This window comes from Catenulispora subtropica, from assembly GCF_039531675.1.
Classification (GTDB): domain Bacteria; phylum Actinomycetota; class Actinomycetes; order Streptomycetales; family Catenulisporaceae; genus Catenulispora; species Catenulispora subtropica.
This window is the reverse complement of sequence record NZ_BAAAQM010000019.1, coordinates 112,213-133,550: the sequence shown is the minus strand read 5'-3', so window position 1 is coordinate 133,550 and position 21,338 is coordinate 112,213. Positions and strand designations below refer to the sequence as shown.

The following is a 21,338-nucleotide window of genomic DNA, read 5'->3' as shown; positions in this document are numbered from 1 at the left end:
CGCCGGTCCGCGCGTTCAAGCCGCACCCTCGGCCGCGGCCGTGCCGAGTGCCGCACCGAATGCGCAGGCCACCAGCGTCTCCGGCATCGCCGGCGCGGCGGCCGCCGCTCCACCGGCCGCGTCATCCGCCCCGCCCCCACCTCCGATCTCCGCCGCGCTCGCCACTCCTCCACCCTTGGCCGCCCCCTCCCCGGACGCACCCGCAGCCACCCGAACGGGGCACCGTGTGGCGTGTCCCGCGCCGGGCACCCGTCCCCGCCGGAACGGGACGGAATCATGGTTCCGACACACCGAGCGGAGGATCCCCATGCACGCGACACACGCGGTGCTCGCCTCGGCGGTGGCCATGCAGGGCGGCAAGTCGTGGTGGAACCGCCCCATGGTCTGGGCCTCGCTGGCCGCGATCGCCTACGGCGGCTGGCTGGCCGCGCGCGGTGCCCGGCGCCGCGCCGAACGGGAGGACGCCGAGGACGCCGAGGACGCGGCCGACATCCCGCAGCACCCGGCGGTCACGGCGCGCACCGTCGACAGCAGTTCCGTGGACGAGGCGATGAACCGGCTCCGCGACTGGAACCCGGACAAGAAGGCCCCGTAGCCCCACCTTCGTCAAGCGGGTCCTACTCCCAGGGCGCTCGAATCGAAGGGTCTCCGAAAGCCCTGGCCGCAGACCGGTACAACCGCGTGATCCGATTCCGTACGCGCTCCCGATCGGCCTCCGGGATGTCCGCCTGATCCAACCGCCCCGCTGCGTGGGTCACCGCGCGGAAGACGCGCCTCGGCTCCCCATCGATGATGTCGGCGACCGGGAACTTGTAGTCGTTCTCTCTCGCAGGGTTCTTCGACGGGTCCGGATTCCGGTACAGGAACACACAGGCCAGCTTGTGCGGATCGCCGTCCGCCCACGCCAGCGCCCGCGCTTCGGCCGCCGAGCCGCTCCATTCACAGTCGCGGGGGGCCCACGGCATATCCACGTCCGCCGCGTTGTCCGTGGTCGCGGGGGGAGTGTTGTCGATGTGATCCATACTCATGGCGCTTCGCCGCCTCACCATCATCGGCTTCGGACCTGGATTCGGCTCCGACCACTCCCGCCGGCGACGTGGTACGGCCCGTCCTCGGCCGCCTGGACCCGCATGCCATCGCGCGCTCGCATGACACCCAGCCTGACCCGGGCCCGATCCCCGGACCGCACCACGACACCCGTTCGGATGACGCTTCACACTGCGCGCCCCCTTCTCGGGCGCCTCAGACGTGCGTCACGCCGCCGCCCTCGGCCATCCCCGCGGCGATCTTCCGATTGATCTCCGCCCAGATCTCCGCGTCGACCTTCGGCAGGACGTCCTCCCAGATCAACAGGCAGGACCCTCGCAGCTGCAACATCCCTTCCGGCCGCGCCGCGAACCACCAGTGCAGGTGCGACGCCCCGTCCCCGAATCGCGCCACGTGCACCCGCGCGATCCCGCCGAGGGCCGTCACCGCGCGCTCCACCCGCTGGAACAACGCCCCCAGCTCAGCGGCCCGCTCGGCCGGCAGGTCCGCCATGTCGAAGTGCTCGCGCGGCTCCAGCATCACCAGCGCCGGGATCGCCGCCGCGTCGAACGTCCGCAGCCGCCAGTGCTCATCGCTCCAGATGTAGTCCGTGTCCGGAGCCGTGCACACCGAGCACGGCTCGCCTCCCGGATCGCCCCTGCGGGGCGGCTCCGGCAGCACCGGCTCCTCCAGCGGCTTGACCTTCAGATCCCCCGTGAACGGGAAGATCTCCCACCCCGGAATGCCATCGGCATCGAACGGGATCGCCTGCCCGATCGGCAGCCGCTTCACATAGTCACTCGGCTCCATGCTCATGACCGAGCAGGATAATCAACCCCATGACCCCCGACGCCACCCCGCCTGGTTCCCCGCCTCCGGGCCTGTGCGCGGCCTGCCGCCACACCCACAAGAACGAGACTCGCCGCGGCACCACCTACTACCGCTGCACCCGCGCCGCGTGGGACGACCGTCTCCCCAAGTACCCGCGGCTTCCTGTGCTCAGCTGCCCGGGCTACGAACCGGCAGACTAGAAGCCCTCGCCACCAGCTCAGGCTGGAACACCACATCGCGGTGCACGTGCTGTGCCGCCAGCGGTCCGCTCTCTTCGATCAACAACTCCGCGGCGGCCCGCCCCAACCGCGCCGCCGGCAGCCGGATCGACGTCAGCGGCACCACCGCCCCCGCCGCCAGCTCCATGTCGCCGTACCCGACGATCGCCATCTCGGCCGGCACGACCACGCCCGCGGCGAACAGCGCCTGCAGAACTCCCAAGGCGATCAAGTCGTTGCCGCAGAACAAAGCCGTGGGGCGTTCCGCGGCGCTCAGTCCCAACACCCGCGCCGCAGCATCGCGCCCCGCGGCGATGTCCGCTCCCGGCGCCTCTATGACCATCAGCCGGGCAGGCTCGTGAACGCCCTCAGCCGCAAGAGACGCACAGCCATCAGCGGCGCCGATCCCTCGCCGCGCCCCCACCAAGCGATCGCGGAACTCGGCCGCTCCCAAAGGACCGGCGACATACCCGATCCGCCGGTGCCCCGCCCCGATCAGGTGCGCGACCGCCATCTCCCCGCCGGCCACGTCGTCCACCAGCACCCGGCAGACCCCGCCGCCGGGAACCTCCCGATCCACGAGCACATAAGGGATCCGGCTCCGTCCGAACTCCGCGAGGGTCCCGCCACTTCCGTCCGCCGGCGTCACCATCACCCCGCGCACGCGCTGCTGAGCCAACAGCGCCAGCTGCCCGGCCTCGGCGACCGCGCTCCCCGCGCTGTCCACGACCACCACGCCGAGCTCGGCTTCCCGGGCCGCCTGCTCGGCTCCCCTCAGCACCTCCACGTAGAACGGGTTCGCCAGATCCAGCGCCAACAGCGCCAGCACCTGGCTCCGCCCCACTCTCAGCAACCGGGCGCTCTCGCTGCGTACGAAGCCCAGCTCGGCGATGGCCGCCTGGACCCGGGCGCGCGTCCCGGGGGCGACGACGTCGGGGCGGTTCAGCACGTTCGACACCGTGCCCACCGACACGCCGGCCAGTTCGGCAACGTCCCGCATTCCCGCGTTCTTCGTCACCCACGCCCCTTTTTCCCGATCCGCCCGGCGGTGTGCCGAGGAGGCTAGACGGCACCTCTCGCCGGAGTCAATATCCTGCTTCCACGGACCGGACGCCGGCGGAGGCGGGCGGTCTAGACCGCCTCGCCTTCTTGTGGCAGAGTCGGACCCGAGGCGGCCACAGGTCTAGACAGGCCGCCAGGGGGCGCCAGTCCTTTTGAACGTTTCAAGGACCGGCGGCACTTTCCCCTGCGCAGCCTTTTCCGCCTTTACAGGGCTGAGACCTTCTAGATTGCCGTCGGGGTCTTGACGTCGCAATATCCGGGTTCTAAGTTCCACGCAACGCGGAATTGAAACGTTCCACCTCGGGATCCGGAAGGCGAACCACCGAACATGACCGACCACGCGCTGGTGCTGGGGCTCGACGTCGGCGGGACGTCGACGCGGGCGCTGGTGGCCACGGCCGACGGCGTGCGGCGCGGCGCCGGGCTCGCGGCCGGGGGCAACCCGACCGGCCTGGGGGCGCGCCAGGCGGCCGCCGCGCTGGCCGACGCGGTCGGTCAGGCGCTCGCCGGACTCGATCCCGCGGACGTCCGCTACACCGTCGTCGGCCTCGCCGGGGGCGCGGCCCTGCGCAGCGGCGAGGATCTGCCCGGCGGTGAGGCCTTCGTCCGCGTGTGGGCCGAGGCCGGCGTCACGTGCCCGGTGGAGTACGAGGGCGACGCGCTGATCGCCTACGTCGCCGGCACCGACGAACCCGAGGGCTCCCTGCTGCTGTCCGGCACCGGAGCGGTGGCGATCGCGGTCAAGGACCGGGCGATGGCCGCCCGCTCCGACGGCCACGGCTGGCTCCTCGGCGACCGCGGCTCGGGATTCTGGCTCGGCCGGCAGGCGGTGATGGCCGCCATGGCGGAACTGGACGGCGAGGGCCCGCCCACCGTGCTCACCGGCCTCGTGATCGAATCGTTGCTTTTGCGCGACCGGGGCTCGGGTACCGATTCAGCGTCGACCGTGACCGACGCCGTACCGACCGGTTCCGCCCCTGGTTCCACCGCCGGAACCATCTCCGCCACCCCCCGTCCCCGACCCGCCGTAGCCGCCCGCGACCTCGTCACCGCGGTCATGTCCCAGCCCCCGCCGAACCTCGCCCGCCTGGCCCCGCTCCTGGCCACCGCCTGCGCGGCGGACGACCCGGTCGCCGAAGCCATCGTCGACCGCGCCGCGGCGCACCTGGCCGCGACCCTGGCCGTCGTCCGCGATCCGGCGGCGGCGACGCCGATCGTGGTGGCCGGAAGCATCCTCACCAACCCGACCCCGGTCGCCGCACGGGTCCGCGCCGCGCTGCGGGAGCGCTGGCCGGACGCGACGGTGACCCCGGCGCTCGACGGGGCGGCGGCCGCGGTCTGGCTGGCGCTGGACCGCTCCGGGCCCACCCCGGCCCCGGCGATCCGTGAGCGATTGTTTTCGGTATCTACCGCGAGCTGACAAAATCTGAGACCCTACCGAGCAACTCGAGCAAACAAGAGCACGCAACGCACCGCTGAGCACGCACAGCACTCTGCGGGAACCCTCCGCTACGCACCGCGCACCACAGCACCGCCAAGTACTCGCATCACCTGACCACACCGCACGAGCGCACCTCCCTCACCAGCCGGAGCCTCCGGCGTCCGCACCTCGTCGATCAGGAGACCCACAGTGTCCGAACACGGTTTGCCCGCCGACGTCTCCCGCCGGCAGATGCTGCTCCGCTCGGCCGCGATCGCGGCCATCGCCGCCCCCGGCACGGCCCTGGCCGCCGGCTGCGCGGCGGGCAGCGGCAGCGCCCCGAAGTCCACCACCGGCAGCAGCTCCGGCGGCGGCTCGACCTCCAGCGGCGGCAGCAGCTCGGCCGACCCCAAGAACCCCTTCGGCGTGAAGGACTCCGACCCGCTGGACGTGTACGTCTTCAAGGGCGGCTACGGCGACGACTACGCCAAGGCCTTCGAGGAGCAGTACAAGAAGGCGCACCCCGGCGCCAACGTCACGCACAAGGGCGCCCAGGACGTCACCGGCGACCTGCAGCCCCGGTTCAACGCCGGCAGCCCGCCGGACGTCATCGACGACTCCGGCGCCAAGCAGATCAAGCTCGACGTCCTGAACAAGAACGGCCAGCTGACCAACCTGGACAAGCTGCTCGACGCGCCCTCGATCGACGACCCGAGCAAGAAGGTGCGCGACACCCTGCTCCCGGGCACCGTGGAGATCGGCCTGCTGGGCTCGAGCATGTTCTCGCTGAACTACGCGTTCACCGTGTGGGGCCTTTGGTACTCCTCGACGCTGTTCCAGAAGAACGGCTGGCAGATACCCAAGACCTGGGACGACTTCATGACCCTGTGCGCCACCATCAAGGGCACGGGCATGGCGCCGTTCTGCCACCAGGGCAAGTACCCGTACTACATGATGGTCCCGCTGATGGACATGGTCGCCAAGAACGGCGGCCCGGACGCCATGACGGCCATCGACAACCTGGAGCCCAACGCCTGGAAGTCCGACGCGGTCAAGAACTCCGTCGACGCCCTCTACATGCTGGTGGACAAGGGCTACATGCTCCCCGGCACCGAGGGCCTGACCCACATCCAGTCGCAGACCCAGTGGAACCAGGGCAAGGCCGCGGTCATCCCCTGCGGCTCGTGGCTGGAGAACGAGCAGCTGGCCGCCACCCCCGCGGACTTCGGCATGGCGGTGTTCGCGATGCCGTCGCTGAGCGGCGACAAGATGCCGGGGACCGCCATCCGGGCCGGCGCGGGCGAGCCGTTCATCGTCCCGGCCAAGGCCAAGAACCAGGCCGGCGGCCTGGAGTTCCTGCGCATCATGTGCTCCAAGGCCGGCGGCGCCTCCTTCGCGCAGAACGCGAACTCGCTGTCCGTGGTCAAGGACGCGATCACCCCGGACATCGCCGCGAAGCTCAAGCCGGGCACCAAGTCCAGCAACGACCTGTACAGCGCGGCCAACGGCCAGATCATCACCTGGTACTACCTCAACTGGTACTCCCAGTTCGAGAGCGACCTCGAGGACGCCATGAGCCAGCTCATGGCCAACAAGATCAAGCCGGACGAGTTCATCACCCGCGCGCAGAAGGCCGCCGACAAGTGCGCGGCCGACTCCTCGGTGCAGAAGTTCAAGCGGCCGACCACCTGACGGCCCCTCCGCGTGCGCCGTGGACGGCCGACCGGGTCCCCCGGCCGGCCGTCCACGCGCCGCGTCCCTCGTCCGACCCCTCCACAGCCCGGGAGCACGCGCCATGCGGCTGCGCAAGAAGACCAGAGAACGGCTTTTCATCGCCTCGTTCCTCGCGGGGCCGCTCGCGGTCTACATCGTCTTCGTCATCTGGCCCTACATCGAGACCTTCGGCTACTCGCTGACCGACTGGTCCGGCGTCGCGCCGCCGAGCAAGGTGGTGGGGCTGAAGAACTACGTCAACCTCTTCCACGACACGGTCTTCCTGCACGCGCTGTGGCACAACCTGCTGCTGCTCATCTTCTTCCCGACCATCACGATCATCCTGGCGATGTTCTTCGCGTTCATGCTGAACGTCGGCGGGCGGCGCGGCGGGCTGGGCGGCGTGAAGGGCATCCGGGGCTCGGGGTTCTACCGCGTCGTGTTCTTCTTCCCGCAGGTGCTGTCGGTCGCGATCCTGGTCATCCTGTTCCAGGCCGCCTTCGAGACCAACAGCGCCGGCCTGTTCAACGGCATCGTCATCAAGCTCGGCCTGACCGACGCGAACCACCCGTGGGAGTTCCTGAACTCCACCACGTTCGTGCTGTGGTGCATCATGTTCGTCCTGATCTGGCAGTGGGTCGGGTTCTACCTGGTCCTCTTCTCGGCGGCCATGCAGCAGATCCCGAGGGACTACTACGAGGCGGCGCTGCTGGATGGGGCCGGACGCGCCCAGACCTACTTCAAGGTCACCATGCCGCTGCTGTGGGACTCGGTACAGACGGCGTGGGTGTACCTGGCGGTGGCCGCCATGGACGCCTTCGCCCTCGTGGCGAACCTGACCCCGGGCTCCTACTTCGGCGGCGGCCCGGACGGGCACGGCGAGGTGCTGTCGACATACCTGATGCGGCAGTTCCAGCGCCTCGGCAATGCCGGCTACGCCTGCGCGATGGGCGTCGTCATCTTCTTCATCACCCTGATCCTCTCGCTCGTCGTCCTGCGCCTGACGCGCCGCGAGCGCCTCGAGTACTGAGCGCCTAGGAGAAGACGACATGGCAGCGGATATGACGCAGACGTCGCCCGAGACCTCCAGAGCCCCGGGCGGACAGGCCGCCAGAGGCGACCGCTCACGGCGGTTCGCCGAATCCGGCGCGACGTTGAACGTGTTCGGCACCGGCTTCCTCGTCGTGTGGGCGATCCTGGTGCTGGGCCCGGTGATCTGGGTGGTCCTCGGCGCGTTCAAGGACACCAGCGAACTCAACGGCAGCGCCTGGTCCTGGCCCCACGAGTGGTCCATCGACTCCTTCCGCCGGGCCTGGTCCACCGGCATCAGCACGTACCTGAAGGACACCGTCATCGTGATGGTGTTCTCCGTGACGCTGACGATGCTGTTCGGCGGCATGGCGGCGTACGTGCTGGCCCGGTTCCAGTTCCGGGGCAACCGCTTCATCTACTACCTGTTCGTCAGCGGCGTCATGCTCCCGGTGTACCTGGCGCTGGTTCCGCTGTTCTTCCAGGTGAGCAAACTGCACATGCTCAACACGTACCAGGGCCTGGTCCTGGTCTACGTGGCCTTCTCGATGCCGTTCACAGTGTTCTTCCTGCACGCGTTCTTCCGGACGCTGCCGTCGGCGGTCTACGAGGCGGCGCTGATCGACGGCGCCTCCCACACCCGGGCGTTCTTCCAGGTGATGCTGCCGATGGCCAAGCCGGGCCTGATCAGCGTCGGCATCTTCAACATCCTCGGCCAGTGGAACCAGTACCTGCTGCCGGTGGTGCTGATGCAGTCCCAGCATGGCGAGGACGCGCACCAGATGCTGTCGCAGGGCCTGGTCACGCTGATGGTGAACCAGGGCTACAGCGGCGACTACCCCGCGCTGTTCGCTGGTATGACGATCGCGATGATTCCGGTGCTGGTGGTGTACCTGTCCTTCCAGCGCCAGGTGCAGGCCGGACTGACGGCGGGAACGCTGAAGTAGGGCTCGGGCTTCCTCCCCCTCAGTGGCCGCGGAAGGCCTCCTCCAACCACCAGGAGGCCTGTTCCGCGGCCACTTTCGCGTCCAGCAGCAGCGGCCGGTCGCGAGGTCCGGCCAGCCAGGCCGTCAGGGCCTTGAGGTCGGCCGGGGAGCGCACGGTCGCGGACTGGCAGCCGAAGCCGCGGGCGATCTCGGCGATGTCGGTGTCCGGGAAGGTGACGGTGCCCAGGTCGTGGCCGTGCGGTCCGAAGTGGTGGACCTCGGCGCCGTAACCGGCGTCGTTGTAGACCACGATGACCATCCCCAACCCCTCGCGCACCGCCGTCTCCAGCTCCGCGGCCGACATCAGCGCGCCCCCGTCGCCGAGCGCGGCGACCGTGAGCCGATCGGGCCGCGCGACCGCGGCGCCGATCGCCGTGGCCAGGCCCAGCCCGATCGACTGGTACGCCTGGGTGAACACCAGCCCCTCGGCATCCGGCAGGTCCAGGTACATCACCGGGTACCCCATGAAGTTCCCCGAGTCGACAGCCACCGTGCGCTCCGCGGGAAGCAGGCTGTTGAGCTCGCGCGAAAGCGTGCGCGGGTCGATCCGGTCCGGCGTGGAGAGGTCCTCGAACGGCAGTTCCGGCCAGTGTCCCTCGGCGGCGACGCGCTCGGCGATCCGGGCGGTCCGGTAGCCGGACTTCCGTGTCACGCGGTCGGCGACCTGGCGCGCGGTGTCGGCGGCGTCGCCGACCACGCCGAGGCCGAGGCGGCGGTGCCGGCCCAGCGCGCCGGGCTCGGTGTCGACCTGGACCACCGCGGCGTCCGGGCCGACGAGGGTGCCGTGGCGCAGCGTCCACATGTTCAGGGCGCAGCCCCAGCCGACCACCAGGTCCGCGCCGCGGATCAGCTCGGCGGCCAGCGGCGTGGCGAAGCCGCCGCTGACGTCGAGATCGAACGGGTCGCCGAGGAACAGCCCGCGGGCCGCGGCCGAGGTGGCCAGCAGGGCGCCGCACCGCTCGGCCAGCTCCCGCAGCGGACCGGCGGCCTCGGCCAGGCGCGCGCCGCGGCCGGCGATGAACACCGGGCGCTCGGCCGCCTCCAGGTGCGCGGCCAGCGCGGCGAGGTCGGACTCGCGGGGGTGGACGACGCTGTGGCCGGTGATCAGGCCGAAGCCGTGCGCGGCCTCGACCACCTCCTCCTGCACGTCCAGCGGCATGTTGAGGACCACGGTGCGGCGCTCGGCGCGCGCGGTGGCGACGGCGGCGAGGGTGTCGGCGCGCGCCGACTTCGCGCTGTTGACCCGGCGGGGCACGGCGTCGACGGCGCGGGCCAGCGCGTGCTGGTCGACCCAGAAGTTGGACAGCCGGGAGGTGGCCTCGGCGGCGAGCACGATCAGCGGGGTGCGACTCTTGGCCGCCTCGGCGATGCCGGTCAGGGCGTTGGTCAGGCCCGGGCCCTGGTGCACCGAGAGCACGCCGAGCTTGCCGCTGGCCCGGGCGTAGGCGTCGGCCATGGTGGCGGCGCCGCCCTCGTGCCGGGCCGCGACGAACCGCGCCCCGGCGGCGACCATCGCGTTGGTGGCGTGGAAGTTGCCGCTGCCGACCACGCCGAAGACCACCTCGGCGCCGGCCTCGCGCAGGGTCTGGCCGACCTCGGCGGCGACGGTGGGGGGCCGGCCGGCGGGCCCCGCGCCGGTCATCCTTCCCGCTCGACGAGCGCCAGCACCCGCGCCGGGCTGCCGGAGCCGCCGACGATCGGCAGCGGCGCGGCGATCAGCACGGCGCCGCGGGTCGGCAGGCGGTCGAGGTTGCGCAGCTGGGTGAGGCCGTACTTGCCGGCGCCGAGCAGGAACGAGTGGCAGGGGAACGGCGGGTCGAAGCCGTGCGCCGCGCCGGCGTCGGTGCCGACCGTCTCCACGCCGACGCCGATCAGCGGGGTCTGCTCGGCCAGCCACTTCGCGCAGTCGACGGAGATGCCGGGGCTGTGCGGCCCGGTCTCGTCCGCGTTGAGGAACGCGGCCTGGTCGCCGGAGCGGGCGTCCCAGCCGGTGCGGTAGAGCAGCCAGCCGCCGTCGGGCAGCGGGCCGTGCTCGGCCTCCCACTCGCGGACGTCGTCGATCTGCAGCAGATGGTCGGGGTCCTGGGCGGCGCGGTCGGACGCGTCCAGGACCACCGCCGGGGCGACGAGGCGGCGCGGGGCGACCCGGGAGACGTCCTCGCCGTCGCGGCCGGTGATCCAGTGCACGGGGGCGTCGAAGTGGGTGCCGACGTGTTCGCCGGTGACGATGTCGTTCCAGTACCACGCCGGGCCTCGCTCGTCGTAGCGGCTGATCTCGCGCAGCTCGAACGGGACGGTGTTGGAGAAGGGGGCGGGCAGGTTCAGGATCGGCGTCTCGGACGACAGCGGCGCGGTCAGGTCGAGGACTTCGACCGTCCCGGCGGCGACCGCCTCGGCCAGCTGGGCCAGCAGCGTCATACCCGCACCGTACTGCGGGGGTGACGGATACTGAAGGGTATGAGTACAAGGCGGACGATTCTGGCCGGCACGGTCGCGGCGCTCGGTGAGCTGGCCTTGACCGGCTGTGACCATTCGAGCGGGGCCACGCCGCCCGTGCGGCCGACGGTGGCCGGGCCGACTTCCGCCTCTTCTTCGTCGCCGTCGCCCTCCTCCCCTACTACGGCCTCTTCTTCGTCGTCGGCGCCGTCTCCTTCTCAGACTTCCACTCCGCAGCCTTCGTCTTCGAGCCCTGCGTCCTCCGCGCCGGCGAAGCTCTGGACGCCGAACCCCGGCGAGTTGGAGCCGGACATCAAGGCCGTGGCCGTCGAACACGTCGCGGCCCAGGTGAATCGCAGTGATCTGCAGGTCTACGACGCGCAGTACGGCGGCCTGCTCGACACCTCGGCGAGCGTGCTGGTGGTGACCAGCGTGGGGACTTTCGACGTGCGCCTGGTGCAGGCCACGCCGCGCTGGCGGGTCACCGAGGTGCACCCGTCGGATCCCGGCGCGCCGGCCGCGAAGCCGACCGCGGCGGCCACGGCGCTGCTCGCCGAACCGCGGATCTCGCTGCCTCCGGCCGCACAAGCGGACGTGCGGAGTGGCCAAGTTCATGACACTGTGCTCAATGTGCTTCTGGCTCTGGCGAAAGAGCATGAACTCACCGTGAGCGTGGTGCGCTCCGGTCACCCCCTCCTGGTGTTCGGCACCACCCGCCCCAGCGACCATCCCCGCGGCCGCGCCGTGGACGTCTGGCGCATCGACGGCCACGCCGTCGTCGACCCCGCCACGCCGCCCGCGCTGGTCGACGGCCTGATGCGGCGGGCCGCCGCGCTGGGCTCGTACAACGTCGGCGGGCCGCGGCAGCTCTCGGGCCCGCAGTTCTTCAGCGACCGGACCCACCACGACCACGTCCACATGGGATTCACGACATGAGCAGTGCCCTGCTGACCTCTCTGCTGGCGAAGGCCGAGAAGCTGGAGGAACTGGAGCCCGCGGTCCGCGCCGACGAGCCGGACGCGGTCCACCAGATGCGGGTGGCGGCCCGCACGCTGCGCGCCAACCTGCGCACGTTCGCCGACGTGCTGCCGGACAGCGGCGACCTGGTCGGGGAGCTGGCCTGGCTCGGCGACGCCCTGGGGCCGGCGCGCGAGGCCGAGGTGATGGCCGAGGTGGTGCTCGGCCTGCTCGCCCGCACGCCGGAGGACCTGGTGGTCGGACCGGTGCGGGAGCGCGTGGAGCAGGTGTTCGGGCTGGACCACGAGTCGGCGCTCACGGTGGTCGCCGAGACGCTGGACTCCGAGCGCTACCACGAGCTGGTCAGGGCTCTGAAGGCCTATGCGGAGTCGGCGAAGCCGGGGAGGAAACCGGATCTCAGCAAGCTGCACCGCAAGGTCCGGCGCCGGATGCGCGCCGCGTTGCCGATGCCGCACGGCCCGGAGCGGGACGTCGCGATGCACGACGCCCGCAAGGCGACCCGGCGGGCCCGGTACGCCGCCGAGGCGCTGGGGCACCCTTCGAAGCCGATCAAGGCGCTCGCGGACGTGCTCGGGGAGGAGCACGACCGCGTCGTCACGGCCACGGCCCTCACCGATCTCGCGGCGGGAGCGAACCAGGCCGGAGAGAACGCGTTCACGTACGGCGTGCTGCTGGGTCTGGTGCGCTGTGACTCGAGGAAGTTCGACAAGCAGGTGCGGAAGGCTTGGCGCAAGGCCCGCAAGGAGCTGTGACGCAGCGGACCCGCGCTCAGGACCCTCAGATCGCGCTCTCGCCCGGGGCCCACTGCCCGAGCGTCCGCCGCTCGTCGTCGCTTTGGCCGGCGACGATCGGGAGCGCAACTTCCGGGCAGATCACGCAGGTCCAGTCGACGCGCCCCCAGACCCTCGGCTACGGCCTGAACGACTCCCCCGCCGGCCTCGCCGCCTGGATCCTGGACAAGTGGCGCTCGTGGGCCGACAGCGGCGGCGACCTGAACGCCACCTTCGGCCGCGACTCCCTGCTGACGATGCTGACCATCTGGTGGGCCACCGAGTCCATCAACTCCTCGACCCGCGACTACTACGACAACCGCTGGCACGGCACCGAGATCGGCCCCACCGACCGGGTCCGCGTACCCACCGCGATGGCGGTGTTCACCGAGTCACTCGTCCCCGAGGGCGAACCGCCGCGTTCTTGGTATGAGCGGCTGTATGAGGTTCGGCGCTGGACCGTGTTCCCCCACGGCGGCCACTTCGTGGCGGCGGAGGTGCCGGACGCGCTCGCCGCGGACGTCGGAGAGTTCTTCGACGGCCTGACCAGCGTGGCATGATCGCGCGCATGGCCACCCTGCTGATCGTGCACCACACCCCCTCGCCGACTTTGCAAGCGATGTTCGAGGCCGTGCTCGCCGGCGCCACCGACGAGCAGATCGAGCACGTGGACGTCGTGCGCCGCCCGGCGCTGGCGGCGACGGCGGTCGACGTGCTGAACGCGGACGCGGTGATCGTGGGGACGCCGGCGAACATCGGCTATATGAGCGGAGCCCTCAAGCACTTCTTCGACCAGAAGTGAACGGTTTACCGCAGCCTATCAGGCCAGGTCAGACAGCCTGCTACTGCCGGCCCTCTGCCCATTCCCGGTCGCGATCAGCAGCGGTGTCTTGCGTCTACCCACCGAGCCCAGCGGCACGGCTGCTTGCCTGACACCGACCGCCCGGTACGGCCGAGCCGCGTCGGACGTCATCGGCGTCATGGCAGGATCAGATCCATGCCCACCTTGCTGATCGTCCACCACACCCCCTCGCCAACGCTCCAGGCGATGTTCGAGGCGGTCCTGGCTGGCGCGACCAACGAGGAGATTGAGGGCGTGGCAGTGGTGCGTCGCGCGGCCCTCGCCGCAACTGCGGTCGACGTTCTGGGCGCGGACGCGGTGATCCTGGGGACGCCAGCGAACATCGGATACATGAGCGGAGCTTTGAAGCACTTTCTAGACCAAGTGTTCTACGTGTGCCTTGATGCAACGAAGAAACTCCCTTATGCCGCCTACATCCACGGCAACAGCGATACCAGCGGCGCGTTGCGGGCGATCGAATCCATCGCGAACGGTATGGACTGGAAGCGCGTGTCACAACCGGTCACCCTCACCGGAGAGCCGACAAAGGCTGATCTGGAAGCTTGCTGGGAACTCGGGGCCACGGTCGCCGCCGGACTCATGGAGTGACTCACCGCGGACGCAAACTGACGCTGTTTGGTTGGGCGCCAGAACGTTGGCCGATCGGGATCGTAACCGCGAGACCCCCACACGCGGTTCTAGTCCAGGCTGCCGTGCGGCCATTGCTGGGACGGCACTTCGGGAACCGGGAGTATGCCCAGCTTAGAAATCTTGCTGATGGTCCGCGCTGATGTCCTCTCGCTGAGCCTCCGAGTCCCACATTTCAGCGATTTGGTTAAGCAGCTTCTTGGTACGTGGCGCGGCGACATGTTTTTTGGCGTATTCGCGATACCGGTCGGCAAGTCGCCGTTCTTGCTCGCCGCCCGACTCCGTGCCCCGCCATGTAAACCCTCTACGGTTGTAGGACCCGACCTTGATACCGTCCTCGAGTACCGGACTGCGAAGCCGCTCGATAACTGTGGTGACCTCGGCTGGCGGCCATGAGCCGTCCGCTCCTTCCGGAACATGGGCCAGCACCTGGCCAAGTTGGCTCATGCCAGGCCTAAGCAACCCTCTCTCCTTTAGCATGGACGACGCCTGATCGACCCAGTCGCTGAGATTGAGCGTTCCTTCAGCCGTCTCGCCTCCCGGTACCGTCTTCCACGTCCGTAGGAGTTCATACGCTCGCGTAGCTCGATCTAGCTCAGCAGGCGATAGCGATCTCTCTTCTTCGTTATGCTCGGACCGGAAGGCGGCTCCAACGGCGGTCACGAAGAAATCAGGGTCCTGAGCTAATCCTTTATGGAGGGCAAGGGCGGGCCGATTGGGTCGTTCCAGAAACGGGAGGTACCGCCACTCCAGCTGGGCAACCTGAGCGATAGAGACTTGTGGTTGCCTATCCAGATAGGCCAGCAGCATGTTCAGCTCGTGGGTGAACATGACCGTGTCGTTGTTATCAGAGGACGGCAAAGCGCCGTCCAAAGCACGCATGATCAAGTCAGGGTTGAGATCCGCCCCAGCCTGAGCCGGATAGGCCAGAAGCGTGACAACGTCGCGCAAACGTCCTCGGCCGAGCAGGGCCTCTGCCGCGATCTCGTACGTCGCAGGATCCCTGAAGCGAAGGGGATGAGCCCGATCCCAGAAGCCGTCCTGTACACCCTGTCCGAGAGTTTGTACGGCCAGGAGCGTCGTTTCATCCGCGGGGAGGGCAAGAAGAAAACCGATCGCCTTCTCATCATCCCATGTTCCTGCTCTGACAAGATGATCCGCAGCCCATGTCCAACCGTCCGCCTCGAATCGCCCTGAAATATAGCCAGCGGCAAATAGGCGCAGGCTGGGCTCGTTCGAAGTGATATAAGAGAACGCCTCCTCGTCGAGGTCACTCCCAGTACGACTCAGCGCAACTCCGACGAGTCCAGGGAGTTCACAAGCACTGGCAAGGGCTACGACCCCGTTCATTCCCATGTTCGCGATTAGCTCGCCCACGGCAGTTTCACGACGCCTGTCAATCTCTGTCCGTTCGGCCTCGTAGTCCCCGGTCCATGGCCCAACAGCGGCGGTATGCGCGAACAGCCAAGCGTCAGGTGCAGTTGCGTCTTGGACCCGAAAACGCGCCAGTTCAATTTCGAGGGGATCGATGTCATCTGATGCAAGTGCCCAATTTGCGGATGCGAATCGACGGTGCGGCTGCACGACCTTAGTCAGCGCTTCTGCGATCCGAGTCCTGTCGGTCTCGCTGAAGTCGGTCGGTTCCAACCGGCCGATGCCTTCGAGAAGCTGGATTCGAAGCGGCGCCAGCAGATTCGGGTAGGCTGGAATGATCTCGATCCAGCGGGATGCGTCAGTTCCGACGTCTTTCAGAAGCCGGCTGAGTACTTCCTCCGGATGCCGTAGTCGCTCATCTGCTGTCGGTGGCTGCTTTTCCGCCGGCCAGTCACGCCAACGCGGTTGAGACGAATAGTCTTCGATGGCGAGCGGCGCAGGAAGCAAACTAAGCAGCAGTTGCCAGGCCACTTCGGGCGTCGTCTGCCGGAGATGGTCAAGGACCATGAAACGTGTCTGCGCGTCCACGGTTGTCTGTGGATCGAACGGCTGAAAGATCTGTCTCAGGCTCCGGCTGGGGCGATTCGCAGCCTTCCCACCTGGATCCAATTGGGCAAGGTGCGCCAAGGCGACTGCTACCGAACCGAAGTGGTCCGGCGACCATGCAAGCACCTCAAGCGCCCACAGCAACCCAGTGTGTGGCGGCTGGCCTGCAAGAAGCGCGCTCTCAGTCTCTGGGTCGAACACGAATGATGGTTGGCCGCCGTCCACGAACGAATCCACGGCTTCGAGGAAGCTGTCCGGGGACGCTTCAGCGATCGAGGGCAGGACGTCAGACAGTGACACGAGCAGCTCTGCCGCCTCGCTACTGTCTGTTTTGTGCAGGATCTCCTTGACAAGATTGCCAACAAACACCGAACCTTGATTCCTGCCAGCAAGCAATGCATCGCCAGTGTGTACTGCGATCATCGCGAGACTGTCCGCGATGCCCGCGCGAAGTTCTCCAGAGTACTTTCGACCAATATAGTTAGTAGCCGCTTTCCAGCGGTCAGCTGGATCCACTCGAAGCAATGGGTTGAGTTCTGAAAGGACAGTCGTTGTCGCTTCTTTGAAGCGACGAAGTTGATCCATTGTGATGCTCGGGGACGCAAGGAGCCAAGTGTCTAGCTTGGACACGAAGTACCAAACGTTTCCTACGCGACCGACTGGTTGATCAGGTTCGGTCGCCAAGCGTGCGCATAGTGCGCTGACTTCAGGGTAAGGCTGGCCGGCCAGCGTGCTGAGCACTTCTTCATCAGCACTATACGGCTGTGAATTACCTGCTTCGAGGGAATCGTTCTCATGCCAGGCACCTGCCAGAACGATCGACGCGAGCTTTGTCGTAGTCTCCGGTTGAGCCCACGCGGGTGCAGCAGTGCCGTCTGAGGCGTAGCGGCGACGAAACGCCGTCACGCTGCGCCGTGCAAGCTGGGACATTTCAACCGCTTGCTGCGTGCTGAAACCTTCTGCAACGAAGGTGCCATAGAGCGTGCTGCGACTGAGGCGCTTCAGAGTGACAGTGTCGCCTCCGGGGCGTGTCATCCTGTCAATCGGGACAATAACGCGATGACCAGCGGCAACAGCGCGCGTCACTTGAGGCTGGGGAAACCGCGGTACAAGGATATGCGGGAATCGATCACCAGCCTTGGTGAGTACCTCTTCCCAGGCTTGGGCGGTGTTGACCACCATCGCCCGGGTCTCCAATGCCGCACCCTGCGCGTCGAATGTGGAGACCAAGGCTGCGAGAATGAACCCGTACGCCTCATCCACTGAGTCCGCCGCTACCCATAGCGAAGTCGGCGAGGACTGGATGAGGCACTGTACTGCCTCGACCTCTGCAGATCGCCCAGCGGTCAGTAGATCAGCTGAAAGTGGCGGAATGGTCTCTCCTGACCACTTCGACCAGGCCGTGGGCACCGTGTCGCCGCCGCTTGGATCGCGACCAAGCATCCGTGTTACATCTGCGTGAACCGCCGGCAGCGTCTCAAGCCAGTGCGCGAGCGAGTCGGCATCGTACGCCCGCACGTCCTTCCAGATCTTCTCACCCTTCTTCTCCTGCTCCCAGACTTCACGGCTTCCCCAACGCCGAGGAGTGACAAAGACGAAGGTCGTGTCCGCAGGGTTCAGCCCTAGAGGATCGCCAGAACGTTTGGCGTAGTCGCTGTTTGCTTTCGAAATAGGGTCGTCTCCGGCACCCATTTCCCATACTGAAAGGCCCTCAGGCACGTGCGCCGTCCCTACGACAGCCTCTGCAAGGCCGTCCCAGCCCGGCAGGCGAACGCCCTCGTCCGTGCGCATCTCGAGTCGCTTAAGCGTGGCGCCTGAGCCAGCGACCAATTTCCGCACCAAGGTTGGGAGTTCGTCTTCGGCGCCCTTGCGCTCTGCCCATGCTTCGAGGTCGAGTGCGTCGGTCAACCAACCGCCCATACCCCGTGACCGGGCGGGCGGCGCGACCGGCGCGCGCTCACGCTGTTCGAGCGCGTTTCTCACTTCGTCAGCATCGAACCGACGTCCGCTGGTCGTTTGGTCGTACGGGATGTCTCCGTTTCGAGCAAGGCGGTTGACCGTCGACTCGCTTTTGCCAAGTGCTGCCGCGAGCTGCTGAGCAGTGAGATTGCGCGGTGACGTCACGCGACTGTCATACCACACGACGTCAACGCCGGCGGTCGCCTGATCGCGAATCCGACGAGACCCTGTACCCGCAGGGTTATGTTTTGCGTACGTCGTGATGGCGCCGCGCGTCATCGAGGCGATCGGCCGCAGCTCCTCGCACAGGCCGCCATGCCGTTCATGCTGCAAGCATCAGATCGGACTCGTCGGCACAGGACGCCAGGCCGGAACGGCGAGCTGAGCCGCGGCGGGGTTTCGCTGGGCGTAGCGTCCAACCTTGATCACGATGTGCGTCCCGTGGCGTTTGCCAATGTGCCGCTCGCAGGCCCGTTTACGCGAGACAATGTGCGGATGCTGACCGACGTGGCCGAGATCGATGCGACACAGCGGGAGATCCTCGACTTGATCTATCGCCTGACCTTTCCGTTGGGCGACTGGCCGACGTACCGCAAGCTCGACCTGTACATGGACCGCGAGCTACATATCGCGGACACCCAGCCTGCTCTGCTAGCGATCCCCGCGCATCTCCTGCTGCGCCACTGGGGCAAGCATGGCTTCGCGGACACCGATGAGATGCGATTGACGCTGCTCGGTGTCGCTGAGTGCACAGACGGACCGCCTGACCTGGAACGTGTCGCAAAGTTCTTGCGCTGGATCGCCGACTATGAGCAAACCCAGCCGATTGATGCCAACCTGGCCGTAACCAGCTCCGAGTACGCCACAGTTCTAGGCCTCGATCTTGGACCCAGACCGGAGCCTGCGACAGGGAACGTGACCTCCGCCCTCGATGCATTGGAAGACCCGCGGTTCGGTCCAGCCCGCGCCGAGATGGTGCGACTGCGTGTGCTCGCGGGGGCAGTCCCTGGGTTCTGGGGCGGTGGTGGCTACCAAAGCGAAACCCCATGGGATTGGTATTTCCAAGTCGATCGCAGACGAGTACGCGGCTACCGAGACCTGAGTGGCCTTAGCGATCTACTGATCAGGGAGAGCCCCAAGGTCGTTGCGGCAACGCAGCCCCCGCCTGCGTACACGTACTCGGTAACGTCACCGTTTCTGACTACGTATCCGGCAACCTTTCCGTACTCATTAAACGTTGTTGGTGAGGACGGCCTATCTCTGGTCCAGCAGTCGCCGCAGGAGGGAGTCTCTTCCCAAGCTACAGATCAGCCCGACGCAGACAGCGCATCGCGCTCGACGTCGCCATCGGGAACCGGGGAGCCGGACACTCCATCACAACGGGATATTCCGCGTGGCGAAGCCGGGGTTCGCGGCGATAGCCCTCGTGCTCTCACGCCGCTGCTTACAGTGCTACGCGCTGAGATCGCAGTTCTGTGTACGGCCGCGTTCGAGGGTGGACGCTACGACGATGCAGTCTTCGAGGCGTTCCGCTACGTTGAACAGGCCGTTCAAAACCGTACTGGTCTGACCGATGCGATCGGACGGAACCTATTGACATTGGCCTTCGAATCCGACGGAGAGCATCGAATCTCGGTGTCCCGCCGCGGCGGCGATCAGCTGAGACTCTTCCAGTTGTTCGACGGTGCAATCGGCCTGATTCGAGGGGACCGTGCGCATAAGTCGAAACCATCCCTTCCATGCCGTACTGCCCATGAGTGTCTGCGCCTTCTCGCGCATGCAAGTGTGCTGTTGGACCTACTCGACCGCGACATGGCCGTTGCGCCTGGGGTTGAAGGGTACGACCAGGATGTCGAGACGCTGACTCTGCGCGTCGCGCGAGGCACGCCGACCACAGAAGTGCTGATCGACGAACGTCCCGCTACGATCCTGCGGCGAACAACTGACACAATCACTGTTTCCATCACAGAGGTTCTGCCAGGTGAACACGATGTAGTGCTAATCGACGGTACCCGCCAGAGCCCAGCCACATCGGTCTGGCTTGCGCGGAAGCCCTCAGGCTCAAGCTGGTACCGCGTCGAGGAGATCGATATCCCGCTGTTCGCCGATGCAGCATGCACAACACCGCACACGTCAACGGGGCTGCGTCTCGCGGTGCAAGAGGCTGGAGTCCGGGGCCAGAGGGTCGTACCAACGCAGCGGCGCTACGTGCCAGGGGACTACGTGAGCTGGAAGTGGGACACGTCCGTGTCGCTGCCAAGAGCGTGGGCACGCGGACACCATATGGAACCAGCCTACGAAGTCTTCAGCAGTTCCACGCTCTTCGATGGTGACCCACAGTCCGCAGCCCATGCGCCGCGTACCATTCGCGTAACCCTTGAGCCTCCCAGGCTAAAAGTGCGCCCCAAAGAAAGGGCTCCGCTGCGCGTCCTTGCCTGGAAAACTGACGGTACTGTCACATGGGCCGAACCTCTTCATGATGTCAAGGTTCAAACCCCAGACAAGAGCGTTGCAGCATGGAACGATGGCGCTATTTTCGTGAAAGGGCCTGGGAAATTCGTAGCGCATGTTGAATGCGACGGACTGTATGCGGAGTCGGATATTGAAGTCGCCGCTCATTCGCGTGACACGGTTGCCGAGTGGATCACAGGCTTGCCGCCAGTTACCAGTATGGCGTGGGCGAAAACGGGCTTGCTGTTGGCTACTCGTGAATCACAACTATGGCGCGTGAATGTCTCTGACGGCCGCTTCAGTGCTGGTGCGAGTTTACCTCTTCGCCCGCCAATGTATGGAGGCTGCAATATTATCGCCTCCTCGTCGGATGGCAACCTTGCGGTACTGCTCTACGGCGAGCCCAACATTCACGTTCTTACGGCCATCTCGGAGTATGCCGCTAGCCGCGTGCTGGAAAAGCCGGAGCCAGACGGCACCATCACCGCACTCGCTTGGCACGGAAGCGATCTCATCGTCGCGATGCATTCGGGGACGCTCTATCGTGTCCCTCTTGAGGGCGATGCCGTTCTCCTCGGCACCGCTCCCCAGGCCGTCACCTACTTGTGTCCGCACGAAGCAGGTAACAGCCTTCTTGCAGTGGCCGGCACCGGAACTCTGCACCTCTGGCGTCTTGATCCTGAACATCCCGAGGAACCTGAAGAGCTCTTGACCGAGCCCGTCTCCTGGTCATTGAGCGCCGTCGCCTCTACTTCGCGTGGCGTATACGCTACCGACTTCCATGGGGGAAGGGTGTTGCGGCTAGACGGCCAGGCGTTGGTGCCTGTCGTTAACGGCTTACGCTATCCAGATGCTCTCACCGAGAGCGCAGATGGGACACTGTACGTTGCGGAGTTCGCCGAGAACGGTTCCGTCTATCGGATCCTGTCGTAGCCGCCACGGTGGCGGAACTGGCACAAGCGATGGCCGAAGGTTCTCAGTTCACCGATC

At 67.1% G+C, this 21,338-nt stretch carries 17 protein-coding genes and 1 pseudogene; 12 read left to right on the top strand and 6 right to left on the bottom strand.

The window, feature by feature from the left end:
- Nucleotides 1-307 precede the first annotated feature (307 nt).
- Nucleotides 308-595: a hypothetical protein gene (locus tag ABD466_RS18455; RefSeq protein WP_344658316.1), complete on the top strand. Its 288-nt coding sequence runs from the start codon at nucleotides 308-310 to the stop codon at nucleotides 593-595.
- Nucleotides 596-617: 22 nt separating this feature from the next.
- On the opposite strand, the gene ABD466_RS18450 is transcribed toward ABD466_RS18455, so the two are convergent.
- Nucleotides 618-1,028, bottom strand: a complete 411-nt coding sequence (locus ABD466_RS18450; protein ID WP_344658315.1) for a hypothetical protein — start codon at nucleotides 1,026-1,028, stop codon at nucleotides 618-620.
- A gap of 214 nt (nucleotides 1,029-1,242) precedes the next feature.
- Entirely contained in the window at nucleotides 1,243-1,842 is a 600-nt protein-coding gene (locus ABD466_RS18445; RefSeq protein WP_344658314.1) for an HIT family protein, read from the bottom strand.
- Between the two features lie 23 nt (nucleotides 1,843-1,865).
- Between ABD466_RS18445 and ABD466_RS18440 the strand changes: the two genes are divergently transcribed.
- Complete coding sequence (locus tag ABD466_RS18440) at nucleotides 1,866-2,057, top strand: hypothetical protein (protein WP_344658313.1); 192 nt, start codon at nucleotides 1,866-1,868, stop codon at nucleotides 2,055-2,057.
- On the opposite strand, the gene ABD466_RS18435 is transcribed toward ABD466_RS18440, so the two are convergent.
- Nucleotides 2,026-3,093: a LacI family DNA-binding transcriptional regulator gene (locus ABD466_RS18435; RefSeq protein WP_344658312.1), complete on the bottom strand. Its 1,068-nt coding sequence runs from the start codon at nucleotides 3,091-3,093 to the stop codon at nucleotides 2,026-2,028. The two genes, ABD466_RS18440 and ABD466_RS18435, sit on opposite strands and share 32 nt — an antisense overlap.
- Nucleotides 3,094-3,465: 372 nt before the next feature.
- On the opposite strand from ABD466_RS18435, the gene ABD466_RS18430 reads away from it, so the two are divergent.
- The 4 genes from ABD466_RS18430 to ABD466_RS18415 all read left to right on the top strand — a co-directional run bounded on the left by ABD466_RS18430 (nucleotide 3,466) and on the right by ABD466_RS18415 (nucleotide 8,246).
- On the top strand, nucleotides 3,466-4,557 hold the full coding sequence (locus tag ABD466_RS18430) for an N-acetylglucosamine kinase (protein ID WP_344658311.1): 1,092 nt from the start codon (nucleotides 3,466-3,468) through the stop codon (nucleotides 4,555-4,557).
- A gap of 210 nt (nucleotides 4,558-4,767) precedes the next feature.
- Nucleotides 4,768-6,249, top strand: coding sequence for an N-acetylglucosamine/diacetylchitobiose ABC transporter substrate-binding protein (gene ngcE, locus ABD466_RS18425; protein ID WP_344658310.1), 1,482 nt, complete (start codon nucleotides 4,768-4,770; stop codon nucleotides 6,247-6,249).
- 103 nt (nucleotides 6,250-6,352) lie between these two features.
- The gene (locus ABD466_RS18420; RefSeq protein WP_344658309.1) at nucleotides 6,353-7,300 is read left to right on the top strand and encodes a carbohydrate ABC transporter permease; all 948 of its coding nucleotides are present in this window, start codon (nucleotides 6,353-6,355) and stop codon (nucleotides 7,298-7,300) included.
- A gap of 19 nt (nucleotides 7,301-7,319) precedes the next feature.
- Nucleotides 7,320-8,246 carry a carbohydrate ABC transporter permease gene (locus tag ABD466_RS18415; protein ID WP_344658308.1) on the top strand — a complete coding sequence of 309 codons (927 nt, stop codon included), beginning with the start codon at nucleotides 7,320-7,322 and terminating at the stop codon, nucleotides 8,244-8,246.
- Nucleotides 8,247-8,265: 19 nt separating this feature from the next.
- On the opposite strand, the gene ABD466_RS18410 is transcribed toward ABD466_RS18415, so the two are convergent.
- Nucleotides 8,266-9,927, bottom strand: coding sequence for a thiamine pyrophosphate-binding protein (locus tag ABD466_RS18410; RefSeq protein ID WP_344658307.1), 1,662 nt, complete (start codon nucleotides 9,925-9,927; stop codon nucleotides 8,266-8,268).
- A complete protein-coding gene (locus ABD466_RS18405; protein ID WP_344658306.1) occupies nucleotides 9,924-10,703 on the bottom strand; it encodes a cyclase family protein in 780 nt (259 codons plus the stop codon). Before ABD466_RS18405 ends, ABD466_RS18410 begins: the two co-directional genes overlap by 4 nt.
- 39 nt (nucleotides 10,704-10,742) lie before the next feature.
- Here ABD466_RS18405 and ABD466_RS18400 point away from each other — a divergent pair, with 39 nt between their 5' ends.
- From ABD466_RS18400 to ABD466_RS18380, 5 genes and pseudogenes are all read left to right on the top strand, one after another.
- A complete protein-coding gene (locus ABD466_RS18400) occupies nucleotides 10,743-11,657 on the top strand; it encodes a hypothetical protein (protein ID WP_344658305.1) in 915 nt (304 codons plus the stop codon).
- The gene (locus ABD466_RS18395) at nucleotides 11,654-12,451 is read left to right on the top strand and encodes a CHAD domain-containing protein (RefSeq protein WP_344658304.1); all 798 of its coding nucleotides are present in this window, start codon (nucleotides 11,654-11,656) and stop codon (nucleotides 12,449-12,451) included. The genes ABD466_RS18400 and ABD466_RS18395 overlap by 4 nt, the downstream gene beginning before the upstream one ends.
- A complete protein-coding gene (locus ABD466_RS18390) occupies nucleotides 12,448-13,029 on the top strand; it encodes an alpha/beta fold hydrolase (RefSeq protein WP_344658303.1) in 582 nt (193 codons plus the stop codon). Before ABD466_RS18395 ends, ABD466_RS18390 begins: the two co-directional genes overlap by 4 nt.
- 8 nt (nucleotides 13,030-13,037) lie before the next feature.
- Nucleotides 13,038-13,265: pseudogene (locus tag ABD466_RS18385) on the top strand (flavodoxin family protein); the annotation flags it as partial.
- 201 nt (nucleotides 13,266-13,466) lie between these two features.
- A complete protein-coding gene (locus ABD466_RS18380) occupies nucleotides 13,467-13,919 on the top strand; it encodes a flavodoxin family protein (protein WP_344658302.1) in 453 nt (150 codons plus the stop codon).
- Nucleotides 13,920-14,072: 153 nt separating this feature from the next.
- Here the strand turns inward: ABD466_RS18380 and ABD466_RS18375 are convergent, their stop codons facing one another.
- A complete protein-coding gene (locus ABD466_RS18375) occupies nucleotides 14,073-18,230 on the bottom strand; it encodes a helix-turn-helix domain-containing protein (protein WP_344658301.1) in 4,158 nt (1,385 codons plus the stop codon).
- A 162-nt stretch (nucleotides 18,231-18,392) separates the two neighbouring features.
- Between ABD466_RS18375 and ABD466_RS18370 the strand changes: the two genes are divergently transcribed.
- Nucleotides 18,393-21,281, top strand: coding sequence for a TIGR02391 family protein (locus tag ABD466_RS18370; RefSeq protein ID WP_344658300.1), 2,889 nt, complete (start codon nucleotides 18,393-18,395; stop codon nucleotides 21,279-21,281).
- Nucleotides 21,282-21,338 lie beyond the last annotated feature (57 nt).